The sequence below is a fragment of the Aeromonas sp. s12 genome (genome assembly GCF_040907925.1).
Classification (GTDB): Bacteria; Pseudomonadota; Gammaproteobacteria; order Enterobacterales; family Aeromonadaceae; genus Aeromonas; species Aeromonas veronii.
Genome location: NZ_JBFOCT010000014.1, coordinates 267,011 through 288,418, shown reverse-complemented (window position 1 = coordinate 288,418; position 21,408 = coordinate 267,011). Strand labels below are relative to the sequence as shown.

Below are 21,408 nucleotides of genomic sequence, written 5' to 3'. Positions count from 1 at the left end.
GGTTACTTGTCCTTACCCGGGGTGACGCCAGATTTCATCTCGTCCACCAGCGGCTTGAAGCGCTTCAGTTCGCTCAGCTTGTAGCCGGTGTAGTTACCCATCAACAGCACGGTCGCCATCAGCACCAGCTGCAGGCCGAGGAAGTTGAAGGTGAGGTGACGAATAAGTTCGTTATCCATGGCCAGATAGGCGATGACGGCAACCAGCAGAGAGCCACCACCCTGGCGGAACACCTCTTTCGGGCCCTCTTCTTCCCACAGGATGGACATCCGTTCGATGGTCCAGGAGAGGATGATCATCGGGAAGAAGGTGATCTTCATACCGTCGGTCAGCCCCAGCTTGAAGGCGAACGCGGAGAAGATGCCGATCATCGAGATAACCATGATGATGATGGCCGATATTCGGGCGACCAGCAGCAGGTTAAGCCGAGACAGATAGGAGCGAATGATGAGACCGGTGCCGACGATCAGCAGGAAGCCGATGAGACCGGTGACCAGCGAGGTCTGGATAAAGGCGACCGCGATCAGCACCGGCATAAAGGTACCGGAGGTCTTGATCCCCACCAGCACCCGCAGGAACACCACCATCAGCACGCCGATCGGGATCAGCAGCAAGCCCTTGAACAGGGTCTGCTCTTCCAGTGGCAGGCTGTGGATGGAGAAGTTCATCATCTCTGATTTTTCGAACTTCTGCGCCAGTGCCACGCTGACCGGCTGTTCCTGTTCGATCATCGAGAAGCTGACCCGGGAGTTGTGACCACCGGTCACGTCCAGCAGGGCGCCGGAGTTGTATTCCCACAGCAGCAGGTTGGCCGGACGACCCTGTTCACCGGTTTGCGGGTTGAACAGCTTGTAGTCGGTCGGGCTGTTGAATACCTGCAGGTAATCCACCAGCTCCTGACGACGGCGGCCATCTTCCAGATTCAGGGCATGCACCACGCGGGTGGGGACGTCAGCATTGTTGAGCAGCTCGGCGATCAGGTTGGCGCGGCTCTTGTGCTTTTTCAGCAGCTCGGCGTTCTGCTCCTGCTTCTCGATCTCCTTGATGATCTCGCGAGTCAGAGTGTAGCCGTCGGCAGAGCGCTCCTGTGCCCGCTCGAGGATCTGCTTCATCGCGGTGGCATAAGGCTCACTCTCGATCTGCTTCTCGATGGCGGGCGGCTGCGGATTGGCGGCCGGTTTGGCATGGGCATCCGCCATCATGTCGACGCGGTAGTAGAGCTCCTGACGGCCGGAGGCGGTGCGGATGGACCACTCGGCGCGGGCATCGCCATCTTTCTCGACGAAGGAGAGGCCGTAGCCGGGGCTGGCGGCGTTCTCGTTCATCAGGGTGAAACCGGGCTGGGTGCCCGGAATGGCCAGAGAGGCGATCACCGGCTCACCGGTCGCCTCGAACTCCAGCTTGGCTTCGATGGACCAGATCTGGCGCTTTTCACCGGGCGTCAGCGGTACATCCAACGCGATATGGTGATAGATCGTCATCCCCAGGCCGACAATGTACAGCAGGGCTACCAGCAAATAGAACGGCTTACGGGAAACCATGGATTATTTCACATCCTTGAGCTTGGGTTTGGGTTGGATATATTCGCGGGCCACATCAACCACGGCGATGTCTTTCAAAAATTCGCGACCCAGCAGCACAGGGAAGGTCATGTCGCTACGGTCTTTCAGGGTAAATTCGGCTTTCTCGGTCATGTCGCCAATGCGCACGGCCAGACGCACTACCGGACGGCGGTCCAGATCGTCGGCAGAGGCCTGACGCACCCGTACATGGCGTACCAGCGGCGCTTCGATCTGGATCTTGTCGTCTACTTCCTGATGGCTCAGGAAGAAGCGCACCCAGTTTTTGCCGTTGCGCTCGAAAATGGTGATCTCCTGCGCACTGATGGAGGAGGTGGTCGCACCGGTATCGACCCGCGCCTGGAAGGCGTCGTTGGCCGCATCAACCCAGATCCACTCGGCTTCACCGACCATCAGCTTGCCATCGATGGTGTGACCCTGATTGGGGGCCGGGCACTTCTCGGTGGGGATGGCCATCGGCTTGGGCGGCTCGGAGGGGAGGGTGGCGAGCTTGTGGTCTACTTGCTTGACGGACTCTTTCATATTGGTGACATCTGTGTTGAGCTGAACCAGCAGGTGCTGTTGCTGCACATACTGCTTCTGTTGCTGTTCCATGGATGTTTGCAGGCGTTGCTCGCTCTGGCTCAGCTCGCTACGAAGCTCGGCCAGCGTCAGAGCAGGGACCTGAGGCGCTTTTTCCATATTGACACACCCGCCGAGACTAAGCAGGGAGAGCAGGGTCATTCCTTTTAATTTGCTTTTCATGTCATTCATTTAACTGTGCTTCCTGGAATTGGGTCAGTGTAACTTCCTGAATCGCCATCGGCTAGTCTTTGGCCTTGCGGGCAATCAGTACGGCACGTTTCGGCGCCGGGTGTCCTTCTACCGTGAGTGCCGGATTGTCTGGATCCAGATAGTCACTCAGGGATTCATTAATCATCCAGTCGGTACGACGCTGTTCGTCGGTGCTGGTCATATTCTCGTCTACTATCCGCACATCGGTGAAGCCGCAGCGCTCGACCCACAGCTTGAGGGCGCGGCTTGAAGGAATAAACCAGACGTTGCGCATCTTGCCGTAGCGGTCGGTGGGCATCAGCACGTCGTTGACCCCGCCATCGATCACCAGGGTCTCCAGCACCAGCTCGCCATCATCTTTCAATTGATTGCGCAGCTGCTCGATGTGCTCGATGGGGGATTTGCGGTGATAGAGCACCCCCATGGAGAAGACGGTATCAAAGGCACGCAGCTCCGGCAGCTCCTGAATACCGAGCGGCAGCAGGTGGGCGCGCTGATCATTGCCTGCGAAGTGGCGAATGGCCTCGAACTGGCAGAGGAACAGCGGGCTAGGGTCGATGCCGACTGCAAGCCGAGCCCCTTCACCCACCATGCGCCAGAGGTGGTAGCCGCTGCCGCAACCCACATCCAGCACGTAACGGCCTTCGAGCGGGCTGATATGGGGCAGCACCCGATCCCACTTCCAGTCAGAGCGCCACTCGGTATCGATATGGATGCCGTGCACGGTGAACGGCCCCTTGCGCCAGGGCATGAAGTGGCGCAGCAGGCTCTCGACCTTCTTGCGCTCCCCTTCGCCAAGGCTCTCGGCCGAGCCAATCTCGACCCGGCTTTTCAGCTCGACGTTGCCGGGGGAGACCACCGGCAGCTTGTTGAGGGCGCGGTTCCAGCGCGGCAGGTCGCCATGCTGGTTGTCATGTTGCCAGGCGTGCAGCTGGGCGGGCAGGGTATGCAGCCAGTGGCTCAGCCGGTTTTTGGCAATCAGTTGATAGAAATTGGCAAAGTCGATCATGGCTGGGCGTCGCTGGATTTGATGGCAATCATGGAGCCGAAGTTGAAACACTGGAACCAGAGATCCTGATGGACGAAACCGGCATCCCGCAGACGGGCCTGATGCACCGGCAGGCTGTCGGTGCGCATCACGTTCTCAAGGGCAGTGCGTTTCTGGCTGATCTCCAGCTCGCTGTAGCCATTGGCCCGCTTGAAGTCGAGATGCAGATCGATGAGCAGCTCGTTGACCGGTTCATCTTCGAAGCGGAACTTTTCGCTCAGGATCAGGATCCCGCCCGGGCGCAGACCATCATGAATGCGCTGGATCAGGGCGGCCCGTTTTTCTGGCTCGACAAATTGCAGGGTGAAGTTGAGCACCACCACGGAGGCGTTCTCGATCTCGATGTCGCAGATATCTGCTTCCACCAGCTCCACCGGCACCTCGGATTTGAAACCGGAGAGGTGGGCGCGGGCGCGCTCGATCATCGGATGGGAGAGATCCACCGCGGTGATGCGGCAGCCGGGCTGGCTGACATGGCGACGCATCGCCTGGGTCGCGGCGCCCAGTGAGCAGCCGAGATCATAGAGTCGGCTCTCGGGTTGGGCGTAGCGGGCGGCCATCATGCCGATGGCGGAGATGATGTTGCTGTAACCCGGCACCGAGCGCTGGATCATATCGGGAAATACGTCGACGACCTGTTCGTCAAAACAGAAATCTCCCAATCGGGCGATCGGGGCGGCAAAAATTTGATCTTTGGTATGCATGCTGGCGCAACCTGACAGTCGGGACATCACCCGGCTGTATTGTTCAATTGAGTCGTTGGGTGACACCCATCAGAGTAGATTTATCACCTGTTTACGAACGGGGTGGCTGGTCGTGAAATCCTTTGGACCTGTCCTGTTCGTACGGGCCATGTTCCGAACCCTTACTTGGGGCGGTAGTGTAGAGGATTGATGGCCGTTTGTCTTGACGCCAGGGCTTGCCACGCCACAAAAAAGCACTTTTTTTGCAGCGAAACGATGGCCGCAGAATGGGTTGGCTAAAAGCGCAGCACTCCCTGCCGTGCGCGATCGTTTTCCCCTGGCCAGGGGGCCATCTCCTGCTCCAGCAAGCGGGTGATCTGGCGGGCCAGCTCAGGTGCCTGGGCGTTGTCGGCAGTATGTATATAGAGGTAGAGATCCTTGCCCTCGGAAAGCCACTGGCGCCAGTGGGGGAGCCAGCTGGGCAGGAAGGGGTGATTGGCCGCCGGGTCCGGCAGGCCGATAAAGCGCACCATGGGGGCGTTGGCGGTGGCCAGCAGATGCACCGGCAGGCGCGGTTTCTTGCCCTGGGCATCGACAAGGGCTGGCGTGGTTGCTGGTACCGAGAAGAGTGGCCGGCTGTCGAGCATCACCCGGTTCACACCCTGTTCCATCAGCAGCCGGTTCAAGGCCCGCTCGGCCTCCCCCTTGGCGAAAAAGTCGGGGTGACGCACCTCGAGGGCGTAGCGAAACGCCCGCGGCAGCCGCTCGATAAAGGCCGCTAGTCTGGCCAGCCCCTGTGGCCCGAAACGGGCGGGCAACTGCAGGGTGAGCAGCCCCAGCTTGTCGTGCAGCGGGGCGAGCAGGCGAATAAAGTCGGCGACTTGTTTGTCTGCGCTCACCAGATCGCTCTGGTGGCTGATGGTTTGCGGAAATTTGAAGTTGAAACGAAAGTGATCGGGCACCGCATCGGCCCAGCGCTGTACCGTATCGGGGGTCGGCAGGGCGTAGAAGGTGGTATTGCCCTCCACCGAATTGAACACGGTGGCGTAGTGGGCGAGGTGTTCGGCAGGCTTGGCGCCAAGGCCCAGCAACTGGCCGGGCCAGCTGGGGTGGGACCACTGTGGCAGGCCCAAATAGAGGCTCATGATGGCTATTCTCTTCGCTCTTGGTGCATTCGTGCCGATTTTTTGCCCGCTTTTTGCCATCGAGTGCAAAAAACTGGCGAAAGGAGGCTGCTGGCCATTTTACCCAAAAGGGGGTTTTCCTCTATAATGCCAGCCCTTTTGTTTTTCAATTTCTTGTGACCCATGCCTATCTACGAATATCGTTGCGACGTCTGTGGCCATGAATTGGCAAAACTGCAAAAGCTTTCCGATGCCCCCCTGACCGACTGTCCGGCCTGTAGCAAGCCGAATCTGGTCAAGCTGATATCGGCGGCAGGCTTCCGGCTCAAGGGAACCGGATGGTACGAGACTGATTTCAAACCGGGTAAGAAAAAGAATCTGGCCAGCTGTGAGACAGACGGTGCTTGCCAGTCGTGCCCGGCGGCCCAAGGTTAACCGTCTCTCTACAATTTCGAAGGAAGAAGTCCATGCGCTCTATCTATTGCGGACAGGTCAATGAGGCCCATGCAGGGCAGACCATTACATTGTGCGGTTGGGTTCATCGTCGTCGTGATCTCGGCGGTCTGATCTTTATCGATATGCGCGACCGGGAAGGGATCGTTCAGGTGTTCTTCGATCCGGACAAACCGGACGCGTTCGCCCTGGCCTCCGAGCTGCGCGGCGAGTTCTGCATCCAGGTGACCGGCGTGGTGCGCACCCGTCCCGAGTCCCAGCGCAACAGCGACATGGCCACTGGCGCCATCGAAGTGTTCGCCCACGAACTCAATATTATCAACCGTGCCGAGCCGCTGCCGCTGGACTTCAATCAGGTCAACAGCGAAGAAATCAGCCTCAAGTATCGCTACCTGGATCTGCGTCGTCCCGAGATGGCCAAGTACCTGAAGACCCGTGCCAAGGCCAGCGCCTTCGTACGCCGCTTCATGGACGAGCACGGCTTCCTCGATATCGAGACCCCGATGCTGACCAAGGCCACCCCGGAAGGTGCCCGTGACTATCTGGTGCCGAGCCGCGTGCACAAGGGCAAGTTCTACGCTCTGCCGCAATCACCCCAGCTGTTCAAGCAGCTGCTGATGATGTCCGGCTTCGATCGCTACTACCAGATCGTCAAGTGCTTCCGTGACGAAGACCTGCGTGCCGACCGCCAGCCGGAATTCACCCAGATCGACGTGGAGACCTCCTTCATGACCGCGCCGCAGGTGCGTGAAGTGATGGAAGAGATGATCCGCAAACTGTGGCTGCACATCCTGAACGTGGATCTGGGCGACTTCCCGATCATGACCTTCGACGAAGCCATGCGTCGCTACGGCTCCGACAAGCCGGACCTGCGTCTGCCAATGGAGCTGGTCGATGTGGCTGATCTGCTGACTGCTGTCGAGTTCGCCGTGTTCGCGGGCCCCGCCAACGATCCGAAAGGCCGTGTGGCTGCCCTGAAAGTCCCGGGTGGTGCCGAGCTCTCTCGCAAGCAGATCGATGAGTACACCAAGTTTGTCGGCATCTACGGTGCCAAGGGCCTGGCCTGGATGAAGGTCAACGAAGCGGCCAATGGTATCGAAGGCGTGCAGTCTCCGGTTGCCAAGTTCCTCTCTGACGCCATCGTGCGCGAGATCCTGGCTCGTACCGGCGCTGCCGACGGCGACATCATCTTCTTTGGCGCTGACAGCAAGAAAGTGGTTTGCGATGCAATGGGCTCCCTGCGTCTGAAAGTGGGCCGTGATCTGGGTCTGCTGGAGAACAGCTGGAAGCCGCTGTGGGTCATCGACTTCCCGATGTTCGAGGAAGATGGTGAAGGTGGTCTGGCCGCCATGCACCACCCGTTCACCGCGCCGAGCAACATGAGCCCGGCCGAGCTGAAAGCCAACCCTGTGGGTGCTTACGCCAACGCTTACGACATGGTGATCAACGGCTACGAAGTGGGTGGTGGCTCTGTCCGTATCCACAACAGCGAGATGCAATCCACCGTGTTCGATATCCTGGGTATCACCCCGGCCGAGCAGCGTCTGAAGTTTGGCTTCCTGCTGGATGCCCTGAAGTACGGCACCCCGCCGCACGCCGGTCTGGCCTTCGGTCTGGACCGTCTCAGCATGCTGCTGACCGGCACCGAAAACATTCGGGACGTCATCGCCTTCCCGAAAACGACCGCGGCTGCCTGTCTGATGACAGACGCCCCCAGCCTTGCCAATGCCGCCCAACTGGGTGAGCTGGCGATTGCAACCACCGTCAAGGGCGACGAGTAAGCCGATACCGGCACCGGAGGCCGCCGCCGTGCGGCCTCTGTGTTTCCCTTGGGTTAGTCATGATCAGTGTTACTGACATTTAAAAAATAACGGAGAGTCTCTATGGCAGGTCACAGTAAATGGGCCAACATCAAACACCGCAAGGCCGCTCAGGACGCCAAGCGTGGCAAGATCTTCACCAAGTTGATCCGCGAAATCACTACCTCCGCGCGTCTGGGTGATGCCGATCCGGCCAACAACCCGCGTCTGCGTGCTGCGGTGACTGCCGCCCTGACCAACAACATGACCCGCGACACCATCAACCGTGCCATTCAGCGTGGCGCCGGTGGTGGCGATGGCGAACAGCTCGAGACCATCGTATACGAAGGTTACGGCCCGGCTGGTTCTGCCGTGATGGTAGAGTGCCTGACCGACAACCGTAACCGTACCGTAGCCGAAGTGCGTCACGCCTTCAGCAAGTGCGGTGGCAACCTGGGCACCGACGGCTCCGTTGCCTATCTGTTCAGCAAGAAAGGTCTGCTGACCTTCGTGGGGGTGGACGAAGATGCCCTGATGGATGCCGCGCTGGAAGCGGGCGCCGATGACGTGGTCACTGAAGAGGATGGCACCATCGAGGTGTACACCACCCCGAACGACTTCGGTACCGTGCTGGACGGTCTGGAAGCTGCCGGCTTCAAGGCCCAGAGCGCCGAAGTGACCATGATCCCCTCCACCGAAGCGGAGCTGGATGCCGAGACTGCACCCAAGCTGATGCGTCTGATCGACATGCTGGAAGATCTGGACGACGTGCAAGAGGTTTACCACAACGGCTCCATCTCCGATGAGGTCGCTGCGACCCTCTGATCGCTGAATCGTGCTCTCCCAATGGCAGCCAGATGGCTGCCATTTTTTTATCTTTGCATCGTGGCAACTGCTGATGTGTCGGTTGAGCAACCGGTGCTGCAACTCTCTTCACTGACAATCTTTCCCGCTTTCTCTGCGCATTATCATTGCTCTGTCCCTGTCAGTCGGTTGGCCCTGCACGTACGCCAGTCGGCAGTTCTGCTGCGTTGCGTTAGCGAGGCTCCGCTTATCCTGTTTATCACGCCTTTAGCTCTTGAGATGGCGTTGGCTGCTCACATCTGCCCGTCAGGGTAATTGCTTTGCGGGTAGGGGAGAGGAGGTGATGGGGCGTGCTCTTGTTATCACAGGTGCCCATCAATATAGAGTCACAGGTTGGGATGTCGATAACGGATTGGCTGGGGCCAGTTGGTTGGTTGGGAAGTTAGGGGCTGCACTACCGCAATCGGCTGGAGAGAGGAGCTCTGTGATAAGTGGCAGATAAAAAAAGCCCGCGCAGTGCGCGGGCTTGTTATCTCAGGGCTGGTTATCAGGCCTTGGATTTCTTCTTGCCTTCAACCTTGGCTTCAACCGGGGCAGCAGTTACCGGAGCGGCTTCGGTGAACGGACGACCGTAGTAGGAGTCCAGCAGAACCTGCTTCAGCTCGCTGATCAGCGGGTAGCGCGGGTTGGCGCCGGTGCACTGGTCATCGAAAGCTTCGATAGCCAGCTGGTCAACCTTGGCCAGGAAGTCAGCTTCAGTCACGCCAGCTTCGCGGATAGAGGCCGGGATACCCAAGGTAGCCTTCAGCTCGTCCAGCCAGGTCAGCAGCTTCTCGATCTTGGCGGCGGTGCGGTCACCGGCAGCAGTCAGACCCAGGTGGTCAGCGACTTCGGCGTAACGACGACGAGCCTGCGGGCGGTCGTACTGGGAGAACGCAGTCTGCTTGGTCGGGTTGTCGTTCGCGTTGTAGCGGATGACGTTGCTGATCAGCAGGGCGTTAGCCAGACCGTGCGGAATGTGGAACTCGGCACCCAGTTTGTGAGCCATGGAGTGGCACACACCCAGGAAGGCGTTGGCGAACGCGATACCGGCGATGGTGGCAGCATTGTGCACCTTCTCACGAGCGATCGGGTCGTTGGCACCGTTCTGGTAGCTGGACGGCAGGTACTCTTTCAGCATTTTCAGGGCTTGCAGTGCCTGGCCGTCGGAGTACTCGTTAGCCAGTACGGAAACATAGGCTTCCATGGCGTGAGTCACGGCATCGATACCACCGAAGGCACACAGGGACTTCGGCATACCCATAACCAGGTTGGCATCAACGATGGCCATGTTCGGGGTCAGCTCGTAGTCAGCCAGCGGATACTTCTGACCAGACACTTCATCGGTTACTACTGCAAACGGAGTGACTTCAGAGCCGGTACCGGAAGTGGTGGTGATACAGACCAGTTCGGCCTTCACGCCCATTTTCGGGAACTTGTAGATACGCTTGCGGATATCCATGAAGCGCATGGCCAGATCTTCGAACGCAGTGTTCGGGTGTTCGTACATCACCCACATGATCTTGGCGGCATCCATCGGTGAACCACCGCCCAGCGCCAGGATAACGTCCGGTTTGAAGGAGTTGGCCATCTCGGCACCCTTGCGAACCACAGCCAGGGTCGGGTCAGCTTCTACTTCGTAGAACACTTCCACTTCCATATTCTGTGCTTTCAGCAGGCTGACCAGTTCATCGGCGTAGCCGTTGTTGAACAGGAAGCGGTCAGTTACGACCATGGCACGCTTTTTACCTTCCAGGTCGCTCAGAGCGATCGGCAGGGAACCACGACGGAAGTAGATGGATTTCGGAAGTTTGTGCCACAGCATGTTTTCTGCCCGTTTTGCGACTGTCTTCTTGTTGATCAGGTGCTTCGGACCCACGTTTTCGGAGATGGAGTTACCGCTCCAGGAGCCGCAACCCAGGGTCAGGGACGGTGCCATTGCGAAGTTGTACAGGTCACCGATACCGCCTTGGGTAGACGGAGTGTTGATCAGGATACGCGCGGTCTTCATCTTGTCGCCGAAGTACTTGATGCGGTCAGCGTTGCGGTCCTGGTCGGTGTACAGACCGGAGGTGTGGCCGATACCACCGATGTTGACCATGTCACAGGCCATATCAACAGCGTTTTCGAAGCTGCTTGCACGGAACATACCGAGCAGCGGGGACAATTTCTCGTGAGCAAACTCATCTTCTGCACACAGCTTGACGCCTTCACCGATCAGGATCTTGGTATCAGCCGGCACAGTCACGCCTGCCATCTCGGCAATCTTGGTGGCTGGCTGGCCAACGATGTTGGCGTTCAGGGCACCGTTGATCAGGATGACTTTACGTACCTTGTCAGCATCTTCTTTGGAGAGCACGTGGCCCTTGTGGGATGCAAAGCGCTCTTTAACCTGGTCGTAGATGGCATCAACAACGATGACTGCCTGCTCGGAAGCACAGACCACGCCGTTATCGAAAGTCTTGGACATCAGAATGGAGGCAACGGCACGCTTCACGTCGGCGGTTTCGTCGATAACGATAGGTACGTTACCGGCACCCACACCGATAGCAGGCTTACCGGAGGAGTAGGCTGCTTTCACCATGCCCGGGCCACCGGTGGCCAGGATCAGGTTGATGTCTTCGTGCTTCATCAGGGCGTTGGAGAGCTCAACAGACGGTTGGTCGATCCAGCCGATGATGTCTTTCGGTGCACCAGCTGCAACAGCTGCATCCAGTACCAGTTTGGCAGCGGTATTGGTGGAGTTCTTGGCACGGGGGTGCGGGGAGAAGATGATGGCGTTGCGGGTCTTGAGTGCGATCATGGATTTGAAGATCGCAGTGGAGGTCGGGTTGGTGGTCGGAACGATACCACAAATGATACCTACCGGCTCGGCGATGGTGATGGTGCCCATCTGATCATCTTCGCTCAGAATGCCGCAGGTCTTCTCGTCTTTGTACTTGTTGTAGATGTATTCGGAGGCGAAGTGGTTCTTGATAACCTTGTCTTCGATGATACCCATACCGGATTCTTCCACGGCCATCTGGGCGAGGGGGATACGGGCGTTGTTGGCGGCCAGGGCGGCGGCACGGAAGATCTTGTCTACCTGCTCTTGAGAGAAGCTGGCGAATTCACGCTGGGCTTCCTTAACGCGGGCGACCAGTGCATCCAGTTCAGCCAAATTGGTTACTGCCATGTTTATCTCCTGATTATTTGAAAACTGTTTAGTAAGACGTTGGCAATGCCCGGCAATTATAGTCGCCCTGTCAAGACGGTATCGTTGCAACAGCTTTTTCACATGCCTTACTAAATCGCTTTCTGAGTCGATTATAGAGCGGGGCTGACTCAGAAAAACTTGATCTGGATCATGTGTAACAAAAGAACAAAAGAAATTTTATTTCACAATCCTTGTTTGACTGATGTTATCGGAATGTGCATCAAAGGGAAAGGTGAGAGACTTGTTAATGCAGAGCAATAAACCACATTTATCAAGTGGTTAATTGCACTAGGCCATAGTATTACAGAGCTATTTTGGCGGTATAGGTTAGCAAATATGAGTGAATTGGTTTCAAAATCACCGACAAACGCACTTTATTCCAGCGTTTGTTGCAAAAATGATTGTTGTTTTAATCCATGACTAATCCGCTTTATTCCCCAAGGGGGCTATTTCTGCCCCCTTTCCCGGTTTTTGCATTGTGGCTCTCTTGCCGAGTCAATGAAGTAATGTCTGGCCTGAAATAGTGGGAAGGCAAAGCCTGGATCCTCTCGAGTCGCTTGGTCATTCGGTCAGTCACCGTCGGACTCTCTGGTCATGATTAAGCAGGCTTGCGCTCACTTTTCTAACGCGTGTCGGGCGGTAGAAAGGGCTTTTGGCATCGGTTTATGCCAGTTAGCGCGGATGCATTAGATGAACTAACTAAAAAACCCTCAAAATGGTGAGATTATTTGATTGGTGCCCGCTCTGGCTATGATGTAAATTTACGCACGAAATTAATGGACTGGCCCGCTGGGCCCGAAACTCTATTGGAAGGCGCCTATGGCAGCAATTGACGTCTCGTTGTATCTGAAGTTTTTTGTCGGTTTGTTCGCAATTATCAACCCGCTTGGTTTGTTGCCGGTGTTTGTCAGCCTGACCAGCCACCATACCCAGGCCGAGCGGATGAAAACCAATACCACCGCCAATATCGCGGTGATGGTGATCCTGCTGGTCTCCATGTATATGGGGCAGCTGATCCTCGATGGGTTTGGCATCTCGCTGGCATCGTTCCGGATCGCCGGTGGGTCGCTGATTACCCTGATTGCCTGGTCGATGCTGCAGGGCAAGCTGGGCGAGGTGAAGCACAACAAACAGGAGAAGGGTGAACTGGCGGTGCGCGAGTCTATCGCCGTGGTGCCGTTGGCGCTGCCGCTGATGGCGGGCCCCGGTGCTATCTCCTCGGTGATTGTCTATGCCAGCCAGAGCCACTGGCAGCAGCTGCTCGGCATGTCAGTGGTTGTCGTGGTCTTCTCTTTCTGCTCCTGGCTCATCTTCCGCGCCGCGCCGCTGCTGTTCAAGATCATGGGCAACACCGGCATCAACGTGGTGACCCGTATCATGGGTCTTATCATGATGTCGCTGGGTATCGAGATCATGGTGGCCGGTATCAAGGGGGTTTTCCCCAGCCTGATGTGAGCCAGCTCCGCTTTATGAAAGCCGGTCCTCGTGACCGGCTTTTTATTGGTTGCTTTTTGCCCGGTCTTTTCTAGAATCGGTCGTTTGTGTGAAAAATGAGCGCTTTACCGGTGTTTTAATACTGAAAAAGCGTACCTCAGCTGATTTTTTGACCAGAAAATGACGATTACCCTGACAATATCTGTTGCATTATCGGAATTGGCAGGGAATTATGCTGGGAGCGGGTTTTAACCCCGTCACTTTAAAAAACGCATGGAATGTTCTTGTTGGAGTAGGGAAATGACTCATAAAAAAACAATGATTAACACATTGCTGGTGGCTGCACTGTTTGGTGGCGTCAATGTGGCTCAGGCTGCCGATGTTCCGGCGGGAACCAAGCTGGCTGAAGTCCAGCAACTGGTAAAAGGCAACGGCTCCGAGCCTGCGACCCTTGACCCGCACAAGACCGAAGGAACGGTCGAATCCAATATCCTGCGCGACCTGTTCGAAGGTCTCGTTGCATCCGGCCCGAAAGGGGAAATTCTCCCGGCTGTGGCTGAATCCTGGGAAACCAAGGATAACAAGCACTACGTCTTCCACCTGCGCAAAGATGCCAAGTGGTCCAACGGTGACCCGGTCACTGCCCACGATTTCGTTTTTGCTTTCCAGCGTGCCGTTGATCCGAAAACCGCCTCTCCTTACTCCTGGTATCTGGAGATCCCGACCATTGCCAATGCCTCCGAGATCATCGCAGGTAAAAAGCCGGCTGATACGCTGGGCGTGAAGGCGACCGACGACTACACCTTCGAAGTGCAGCTCGAGAAAGCGATCCCTTACTTCGTCAGCATGCTCTCCCACACCACCACCTATCCGGTACCGAAGAAGGTGATCGAGAAGTTCGGTGACAAGTGGACCCAGCCGGAAAATATGGTATCCAACGGTGCCTATACCCTGAAGAACTGGGTGGTGAACGAGCGCGTCGAAGTGGAGCGCAACAAGCACTACTGGAACGATGGCAAGACCGTCATCAACAAGGTGGTCTATCTGCCCATCCAGTCTACCAACGCTGACCTGAGCCGCTATCTGGCGGGCGAAGTGGACATCACCTATCAGATGCCCATCGAGCGCTTCAAGCAGATGAAGAAAGAGAAGCCGGACGAGCTGAAAGTGACCGGTTATGTTGGTACTTACTACTACCAGTACAACGTCAAGAAGAAGCCGTTTGACGATGTGCGTGTCCGTACTGCGCTCTCCTATGCCATCGATCGCGACGTGATCGCCGACAAGGTGATGGGTCAGGGTCAGACGCCCGGTTACACCCTGGTGCCGGACTTCGTCGATGGCTTCAAGCCGGTCGCCCCCGAGTGGTCGAAGATGACCCAGGCCGAGCGTGATGCCAAGGCCAAGGCGCTGCTGCAAGAGGCCGGTTTCGATGCCAGCAAACCGCTGAAGTTCGAGCTGCTCTATAACACCGACGACAACCACAAGAAAGTGGCTGTGGCCGTTGCCTCCATGTGGAAGAAGCTGGGCGTGCAGGTGAGCCTGGTCAACCAGGAGTGGAAAACTTACCTGGAAACCAAGAAACAGGGTCAGTTTGACGTAGGTCGTGCCGGCTGGATCGCCGACTACAACGAAGCCTCCTCCATGCTGGATCTGATGCAGACCACCCACGGCAACAACGACGGCAAGTACTCCAATCCGGAGTTCGACAAGCTGATGGATTCGTCCCGTGATCAGGTCGATGTGGCTGCCCGCAACAAGCTCTACGTCCAGGCTGAAGAGATCCTGGCCAAGGACATGCCGATTGCCCCCATCTACCAGTACGTGACTGCCCGTATGGTCAAACCCTATGTAGGCGGTTACCCGGCCAACCCGCTGGATAACCTCTACAGCAAAGATATGTACATCATTGCTCACTGATTTAAATCAACAAGTCGCATAACAAGCAGGGCCCGCCGGACGGCGGGCCTTTATTACAACCGCGACCCTTTGGAAGCAGTACAGGACAGGAAATGTCTATGTTGAAATTCATTTTTAAACGGCTATTGGAAGCGATCCCGACTCTGCTGGTCTTGATCACCGTCTCTTTCTTCATGATGCGTTTCGCCCCGGGTAACCCCTTTACCAGCGAGCGTTCACTGCCCCCCGAAGTCATCGCCAACATCGAGGCCAAATATGGGCTCGACAAACCCATTGGCATGCAATATCTCACCTACCTGGGCAACCTGGTGCAGGGTGATTTGGGCCCCTCTTTCAAATACAAAGATTTCACCGTCAATGATCTGGTGAGTCAGGCGCTGCCTGTTTCCGCCAAGATCGGGACCACGGCCTTCTTCTTCGCCGTGCTGCTGGGGGTCACCTTCGGCACCATAGCGGCACTGAAACAGAACACCATCATCGACTATCTACTGATGTCGTCGGCCATGGCCGGGGTGGTGATCCCGGGCTTTGTGCTGGCGCCCTTGCTGGTGCTGTTTTTCAGTATTCATCTGGGTTGGTTCCCTGCCGGTGGATGGCAGGGTGGTGGCATCCAGTTTATGGTGCTGCCGGTGTTCGGCATGATGATGTACTACATCTCTGCCATCTCGCGGATCATGCGGGGCAGCATGATCGAGACCATGAACTCCAACTTCATCCGTACCGCCCGTGCCAAGGGCTTGCCGCTGCGCCACATCATCCTGAAACACGCGCTGCGTCCGGCCATGCTGCCAGTGGTCTCCTATCTGGGCCCGGCCTTTGTCGGCATCATCACAGGTTCCGTGGTGATCGAGACCATCTTCGGCCTGCCGGGGATCGGTCAGCTGTTCGTCAACGGTGCCCTTAACCGTGATTACTCCATGGTGCTCGGTCTGACCATTCTGGTCGGCGCCCTCACCATCACCTTTAACGCTGTGGTCGATATTCTCTACGCCTTTATCGATCCCAAGATCCGTTACTAATTTGGGAGTTCATCATGGTTGTTTCAACTGAAAAACGCGATGCCGTCGAGGCGTTCGCGCAAAAAGTGGAAGTGGTGGAGGGACGCTCCCTGTGGAAGGATGCCCGTCGCCGTTTCCTGCGCAACAAGGCGGCCCTGACCAGCCTGATCATTCTGACCATCATCGGTCTGGCGGTCATCTTTGGCCCCCATCTGTCCCAATACACCTTTGACGATCCGGACTGGGGCGCCATGCAGTCGCCGCCCGATATGGAAGCGGGTCACTACTTCGGAACCGACAGTCTGGGGCGCGATCTGTTCGTGCGCACCCTGCTGGGCGGTCGCATCTCCCTGATGGTCGGCATCATGGGCGCCATGGTGGCGGTCATCATCGGTACTTTGTATGGCGCTGCCTCCGGTTTTATCGGCGGGCGGGTCGACAGCCTGATGATGCGGGTACTGGAGATCCTCAACGCCTTCCCCTTCATGTTCTTTGTCATCATGCTAGTCACCTTCTTTGGCCGCAATCTGGCACTCATCTTTATCGCCATCGGGGCGGTGAGCTGGCTCGACATGGCGCGTATCGTGCGCGGCCAGACCCTGAGCCTCAAGAGCAAGGAGTTTATCGAGGCAGCCCACGTCTGTGGCGTCTCCAAGTGGAAGATCATCACCCGTCACATCGTACCGAACGTACTCGGTATCGTGGCCGTCTACGCCACCTTGCTGGTGCCGGGGATGATCATGTTTGAATCCTTCCTGAGTTTCCTGGGCCTTGGGGTTCAGGAACCGATGACCAGCTGGGGTGCCCTGCTGGATGAAGGCTCCAAGTCGATGGAAGTGGCCATCTGGCAACTGTTGTTCCCCGCCTGCTTTATGGTGGTGACCCTGTTTTGCTTCAACTTCCTCGGGGATGGTCTGCGTGACGCCCTCGATCCGAAAGATCGTTAATCGAGCATCGGGTCGACAGGAAAGCATCACGAAAGATCGATAAGGAGTTTTTATATGAAGTTACTGGATGTGAAAGATCTGCGGGTCGAGTTCAAGACCCCGGACGGCAATGTGGTGGCGGTCAACGACCTCAACTTTTCTCTCTCTGCGGGTGAAACCCTGGGGATCGTCGGCGAGTCCGGCTCCGGCAAATCCCAGACGGCCTTTGCCATCATGGGGCTGCTGGCCAAAAACGGCATTATTACCGGTTCCGCCAAGTTTCAGGGCGAAGAGATCCTCAACCTGCCGGAGTCCAAGCTCAACAAGATCCGCTCGGAGAAGATCGCCATGATCTTCCAGGACCCCATGACCTCTCTCAACCCCTACATGAAGGTGCAGGATCAGCTGATGGAAGTGCTGATGCTGCACAAAGGGGTGAGCAAGGCGGAAGCGTTCGAAGAGTCGGTACGGATGCTCGATGCGGTCAAAATTCCCGAAGCACGCAAGCGGATGGGGATGTATCCCCACGAGTTCTCCGGCGGCATGCGTCAGCGGGTGATGATCGCCATGGCACTGCTCTGCCGGCCGCAACTGCTGATCGCCGATGAGCCGACCACCGCGCTCGACGTGACCGTGCAGGCCCAGATCATGACCCTGATGAATGAGCTCAAGCGCGAGTTCAACACCGCCATCATCATGATCACCCATGACCTTGGCGTGGTCGCCGGTATCTGCAACAAGGTGCTGGTGATGTATGCCGGTCGTACCATGGAGTACGGCAAGGTAGACGATATCTTCTATCGCCCGAGCCACCCCTACACCGAAGGCCTGCTGCGCGCCATTCCCCGTCTCGATACCGAAGGGGAAGTGTTGCCCACCATCCCGGGCAATCCGCCCAACCTGCTGCGTCTGCCGACCGGTTGCCCCTTCCAGGAGCGTTGCCACCGGGTCAGCGAGATTTGCGGCCAGCAGTCACCGATCCTGACCCCGTTCAACGACGGCCGGGAGCGGGCTTGCCACTGGGTTTCGGATGCCATGAACAAGGGGGCCAACTAAATGGGTGCCGACAAAAAATTGCTGTTGGAAGTGTCTGACCTCAAGGTCCACTTCAGTATCAAGAGTGGCAAGGCGTGGCCCTGGGCCAAACCGTCCGATCTCAAGGCGGTCGATGGGGTGACCTTGCGTCTCTATGAGGGGGAAACCCTTGGTGTGGTGGGGGAGTCCGGCTGCGGCAAATCGACCTTTGCCCGCGCCATCATCGGTCTGGTACCGGCCACCGATGGCAAGGTGGTGTGGCTGGGTGACGATCTTACCAAGCTCGATCAGAATGCCCTGCGCGAGAAGCGCAAAGAGATCCAGATGATCTTCCAGGACCCGCTGGCTTCTCTGAACCCGCGCATGACCATCGGCGACATCATCGCCGAGCCGCTCATCACCTTCTATCCCAACCTGCCACGGGAAGAGGTGAAGGAGAAGGTGCGCGCCATGATGAGCAAGGTGGGGCTCTTGCCCAACCTGGTCAACCGCTATCCGCACGAGTTCTCCGGCGGCCAGTGCCAGCGGATCGGGATTGCCCGGGCGCTGATCCTCGAGCCCAAGATGATCATCTGCGACGAGCCGGTGTCGGCGCTTGACGTCTCCATTCAGGCGCAGGTGGTCAACCTGCTCAAATCCCTGCAAAAGGAGATGGGGCTGTCGCTCATCTTCATCGCCCACGACCTGTCTGTGGTCAAGCATATCTCCGATCGGGTGCTGGTGATGTATCTGGGCAACGCCGTCGAGCTGGGGACCCGCAAGGAGATCTTTGCCAATCCGCTGCATCCCTACACCAAGGCGCTGATGTCAGCGGTGCCGATCCCGGACCCTGAGCTGGAGCGCAACAAGGTGATCCAGATCCTGGAGGGGGACTTGCCCTCACCGATGAACCCGCCGTCCGGTTGCGTGTTCCGCACCCGCTGCCCGGTGGCTGGCCCCGAGTGCGCTAAGACCCGCCCTGTGCTGGAGGGGAACTTCGATCACGCTGTCTCCTGCCTCAAGGTCGATCCGCTCTGATGGGGATGAGTTGAACCTGTTTGCGGGGCTCCTTGATGGGGCCCCGATTTATTTTTGACGGCAGTGAAGATGCCTCTTGGCGTTATCTTTTACCGCTGCTACTATCCGCGCAACAAGGGGAGTAACTTCTCGCCGGTTTGTCGTCATTACGGTGCACCCATATCCTGCAGTGCACCCGGCAGCCGGGCAGTCGATGCAAATCAGCTGTAAGTGAGACCTTGCCGAGAGGCAAGGTGTATCTGCTCCAAACGCAAACCCACGCCTCTCGGTCGTGGGTTTTGTCGTTTTTGGGAGAAGTGAACATGGGTGAATGGTGGATGTGGACCGGTTTCTTCAGCATAGTGCTGGTCCTGTTATGGATAGACATACGCTTTGTTGGTGGCGGCAAGTCACACAAGGTATCTCTCAAAGAGGCGGGTGTCTGGTCTCTTATCTGGGTCAGCGTGGCCCTGCTCTTCAACCTGGCTATCTGGCTCTGGCTGGATCACAGCGCGGGCCGTGAGATTGCCAACCAGAAGGGACTGGAGTTCCTCACCGGCTACCTCATCGAGAAAGCGCTGGCAGTGGACAACGTCTTCGTCTGGCTGATGCTGTTCGGTTACTTTGCCATTCCGGCCGAGCTGCAGCGCCGGGTGCTGCTCTACGGGGTACTGGGTGCCATCGTGATGCGTGCCGGTATGGTGTTCGCCGGCAGCTGGCTCATCGAGCAGTTCCACTGGATCCTCTATCTGTTTGGCGCTTTCCTGCTGCTGACCGGCGCCAAGATGCTGTGGGCGGCCGACAAGGAGCCTGATCTCGCCAACAACCCGTTGCTGGGTTGGATGCGCCGTCGTTTCAAGGTGACCGAGACCCTGGAAGGGGAGAAGTTCTTCGTCTGGCGTGACGGTGTGCGCTATGCCACTCCGCTGCTGCTGATCCTGGTGCTGGTGGAGGTGAGCGATCTCATCTTCGCGGTGGACAGTATCCCGGCCATCTTCGCGGTGACCACGGATCCCTTCATCGTGCTGACCTCCAACATCTTCGCCATCATGGGTCTGCGCGCCATGTACTTCCTGCTGGCCGGCGTGGCTGATCGCTTCGCCCTGCTCAAATACGGTCTGGCGCTGATCCTGATGTTTATCGGGGTCAAGATGCTGCTGCTGGATATCTTCAAGATCCCGACCGGCATAGCACTGGGCGTAGTTGCATTGATCCTGCTGGCATCCATGGGGCTGAGTCTGTTTGTGACCCGTAAAAAGGCCGCTTAAACGCAACATTATTTAATACCAAACAACAAGGGCTCCCGCGGGAGCCCTTTTTCATATCGCGTGATCAGCGTTTGATCTTTTTGGGGTTGGTGTAGCCCCAGATGGTGTACATGTCCGCCAGCAGGGCGCCGTTGTACTCCTCGAGATCCGCCTGTTTCACTTCGGCGTCACCCTGACGGCCAAACAGCACCACCTCGTCACCGGGTTTCACCCCTTTCAGATCAGTCACATCCACCATGATGGTGTTCATGGAGGTCTTGCCGACCACCGGCACCTTCTGACCCTGGATCAGCACATAGGCTTTGTTGCTGAGGGCGCGGCGATAGCCATCGGAGTAGCCCAGCGGCAGGTTGGCGAGCCAGGAGTCACGCTTGAGGGTAAAGGTGCGGTCATAACCGACGGTGTTGCCCGCTGCATAGTGGTTGACCGAGGCGACCTGGGTCTTGAATGCCATCACCCGCTTGTACTCGGTGTGGGAGGGGATGGAGTCGCCGTAGAGTAGGCCGCCCGGGCGTACCATGTCGAAGTAGGCGTCCGGCACGGCCAGGGTGGCGAAGGAGTTGGCGGCGTGGATGGTGATCTTGCTGCGATCCAGCTTGCCCGCTTCCAGCAGCCACTGGGAGTCCAGTTTGAACTGGGCCAGCCCCATCTTGACGTCCTCTTTCTCCTCCACCGGGAAGTGGGTCATGATGCCGACCGGGGTGATCCCCTTGAGCTTGAGCATGGCCAGCGCATCCTGCTTGGCATCGGCCAGACGCAGGTCGATGCCGTTGCGGCTCATGCCGGCGGAGTTGAGTGCAATATGCACCGGAATGGTGGTGTGGTGGCGCTGGGCGATATCGGCGATGCCTTGGGCACTCACCAGACTGCCGATCAGCTCCTCCATCTTGTAGGGCAGGGCCTGCTCTACTTCATCCGGGGTGGCAGCACGCACCCGCATCAGACGGCCGGTAAAGCCCTTCTCGCGGGCGACGCGCGCCTCTTCGTTGCTGGCGATGCCGATGCAGGGGATATTGGCCTTGACCACGGAGGGAACCAGCAGGTCGATGCCATGACCATAAGCGTCGGCCTTCATGATGGCGCAGATCTGCGGGCCCTTGTCGCCGAGGCGATCCTTGAGGGTCTGGATATTGTGTTCAAAGGCGCCCAGATCCACTTCCAACCAGGCGTTGCTGGCGGTTTGCTCCTGGCCGTTGCGATGATCCGTCGCAAGGGGCAGATAGGGAGCCGCAACGGCTTGGCCCGCGAGCAGGCCGAAGATCAGGGTAGCCAGCAGAGTTTTCTTGTGCATGGTGATTCCTTTTTGTTGTTCGCGTTGGATAGTTTGGACG

General features: G+C 57.6%; 17 protein-coding genes. 10 read left to right on the top strand and 7 right to left on the bottom strand.

The features are described from left to right. Positions 1-2: 2 nt before the first annotated feature. The 5 genes from AB5Y67_RS08030 to AB5Y67_RS08010 all read right to left on the bottom strand — a co-directional run bounded on the left by AB5Y67_RS08030 (position 3) and on the right by AB5Y67_RS08010 (position 5,230). Positions 3-1,541, bottom strand: coding sequence for an inactive transglutaminase family protein (locus tag AB5Y67_RS08030; RefSeq protein ID WP_005337699.1), 1,539 nt, complete (start codon positions 1,539-1,541; stop codon positions 3-5). Positions 1,542-1,544: 3 nt separating this feature from the next. Further along, positions 1,545-2,333 (bottom strand): ATP-dependent zinc protease, encoded by a 789-nt coding sequence (locus AB5Y67_RS08025; RefSeq protein ID WP_005337698.1) that lies wholly within the window; start codon positions 2,331-2,333, stop codon positions 1,545-1,547. A 52-nt stretch (positions 2,334-2,385) separates the two neighbouring features. After that, entirely contained in the window at positions 2,386-3,363 is a 978-nt protein-coding gene (gene cmoB, locus AB5Y67_RS08020) for a tRNA 5-methoxyuridine(34)/uridine 5-oxyacetic acid(34) synthase CmoB (protein ID WP_042056497.1), read from the bottom strand. After that, a complete protein-coding gene (gene cmoA / locus AB5Y67_RS08015) occupies positions 3,360-4,106 on the bottom strand; it encodes a carboxy-S-adenosyl-L-methionine synthase CmoA (RefSeq protein ID WP_005353159.1) in 747 nt (248 codons plus the stop codon). The genes cmoB and cmoA overlap by 4 nt, the downstream gene beginning before the upstream one ends. Before the next feature lie 275 nt (positions 4,107-4,381). Beyond that, positions 4,382-5,230 carry a DUF72 domain-containing protein gene (locus tag AB5Y67_RS08010; protein ID WP_199427227.1) on the bottom strand — a complete coding sequence of 283 codons (849 nt, stop codon included), beginning with the start codon at positions 5,228-5,230 and terminating at the stop codon, positions 4,382-4,384. A gap of 162 nt (positions 5,231-5,392) precedes the next feature. On the opposite strand from AB5Y67_RS08010, the gene AB5Y67_RS08005 reads away from it, so the two are divergent. The 3 genes from AB5Y67_RS08005 to AB5Y67_RS07995 all read left to right on the top strand — a co-directional run bounded on the left by AB5Y67_RS08005 (position 5,393) and on the right by AB5Y67_RS07995 (position 8,286). Continuing rightward, positions 5,393-5,644 carry an FmdB family zinc ribbon protein gene (locus AB5Y67_RS08005; RefSeq protein WP_005337686.1) on the top strand — a complete coding sequence of 84 codons (252 nt, stop codon included), beginning with the start codon at positions 5,393-5,395 and terminating at the stop codon, positions 5,642-5,644. Between the two features lie 32 nt (positions 5,645-5,676). Then, the gene (gene aspS, locus AB5Y67_RS08000) at positions 5,677-7,443 is read left to right on the top strand and encodes an aspartate--tRNA ligase (protein WP_199427226.1); all 1,767 of its coding nucleotides are present in this window, start codon (positions 5,677-5,679) and stop codon (positions 7,441-7,443) included. A 102-nt stretch (positions 7,444-7,545) separates the two neighbouring features. Then, positions 7,546-8,286: a YebC/PmpR family DNA-binding transcriptional regulator gene (locus AB5Y67_RS07995; RefSeq protein ID WP_005337681.1), complete on the top strand. Its 741-nt coding sequence runs from the start codon at positions 7,546-7,548 to the stop codon at positions 8,284-8,286. A 526-nt stretch (positions 8,287-8,812) separates the two neighbouring features. Here the strand turns inward: AB5Y67_RS07995 and adhE are convergent. After that, positions 8,813-11,479: a bifunctional acetaldehyde-CoA/alcohol dehydrogenase gene (adhE, locus tag AB5Y67_RS07990; RefSeq protein ID WP_019446648.1), complete on the bottom strand. Its 2,667-nt coding sequence runs from the start codon at positions 11,477-11,479 to the stop codon at positions 8,813-8,815. An 840-nt stretch (positions 11,480-12,319) separates the two neighbouring features. Here adhE and AB5Y67_RS07985 point away from each other — a divergent pair. From AB5Y67_RS07985 to AB5Y67_RS07955, 7 genes are all read left to right on the top strand, one after another. Continuing rightward, the gene (locus AB5Y67_RS07985; protein ID WP_005337678.1) at positions 12,320-12,955 is read left to right on the top strand and encodes a YchE family NAAT transporter; all 636 of its coding nucleotides are present in this window, start codon (positions 12,320-12,322) and stop codon (positions 12,953-12,955) included. 279 nt (positions 12,956-13,234) lie between these two features. Beyond that, complete coding sequence (locus tag AB5Y67_RS07980) at positions 13,235-14,854, top strand: ABC transporter substrate-binding protein (protein WP_005337675.1); 1,620 nt, start codon at positions 13,235-13,237, stop codon at positions 14,852-14,854. A gap of 98 nt (positions 14,855-14,952) precedes the next feature. Then, the gene (gene oppB, locus AB5Y67_RS07975; protein WP_005337672.1) at positions 14,953-15,873 is read left to right on the top strand and encodes an oligopeptide ABC transporter permease OppB; all 921 of its coding nucleotides are present in this window, start codon (positions 14,953-14,955) and stop codon (positions 15,871-15,873) included. A 14-nt stretch (positions 15,874-15,887) separates the two neighbouring features. Next, complete coding sequence (gene oppC / locus AB5Y67_RS07970; RefSeq protein ID WP_005337670.1) at positions 15,888-16,799, top strand: oligopeptide ABC transporter permease OppC; 912 nt, start codon at positions 15,888-15,890, stop codon at positions 16,797-16,799. 54 nt (positions 16,800-16,853) lie between these two features. Continuing rightward, the gene (locus tag AB5Y67_RS07965; RefSeq protein WP_005337668.1) at positions 16,854-17,834 is read left to right on the top strand and encodes an ABC transporter ATP-binding protein; all 981 of its coding nucleotides are present in this window, start codon (positions 16,854-16,856) and stop codon (positions 17,832-17,834) included. Continuing rightward, complete coding sequence (gene oppF / locus AB5Y67_RS07960; protein ID WP_005337666.1) at positions 17,835-18,830, top strand: murein tripeptide/oligopeptide ABC transporter ATP binding protein OppF; 996 nt, start codon at positions 17,835-17,837, stop codon at positions 18,828-18,830. Between the two features lie 302 nt (positions 18,831-19,132). Continuing rightward, the gene (locus AB5Y67_RS07955) at positions 19,133-20,077 is read left to right on the top strand and encodes a TerC family protein (RefSeq protein WP_005337664.1); all 945 of its coding nucleotides are present in this window, start codon (positions 19,133-19,135) and stop codon (positions 20,075-20,077) included. 64 nt (positions 20,078-20,141) lie between these two features. Here the strand turns inward: AB5Y67_RS07955 and alr are convergent, their stop codons facing one another. After that, the gene (gene alr, locus AB5Y67_RS07950; RefSeq protein ID WP_103422279.1) at positions 20,142-21,368 is read right to left on the bottom strand and encodes an alanine racemase; all 1,227 of its coding nucleotides are present in this window, start codon (positions 21,366-21,368) and stop codon (positions 20,142-20,144) included. Positions 21,369-21,408 lie beyond the last annotated feature (40 nt).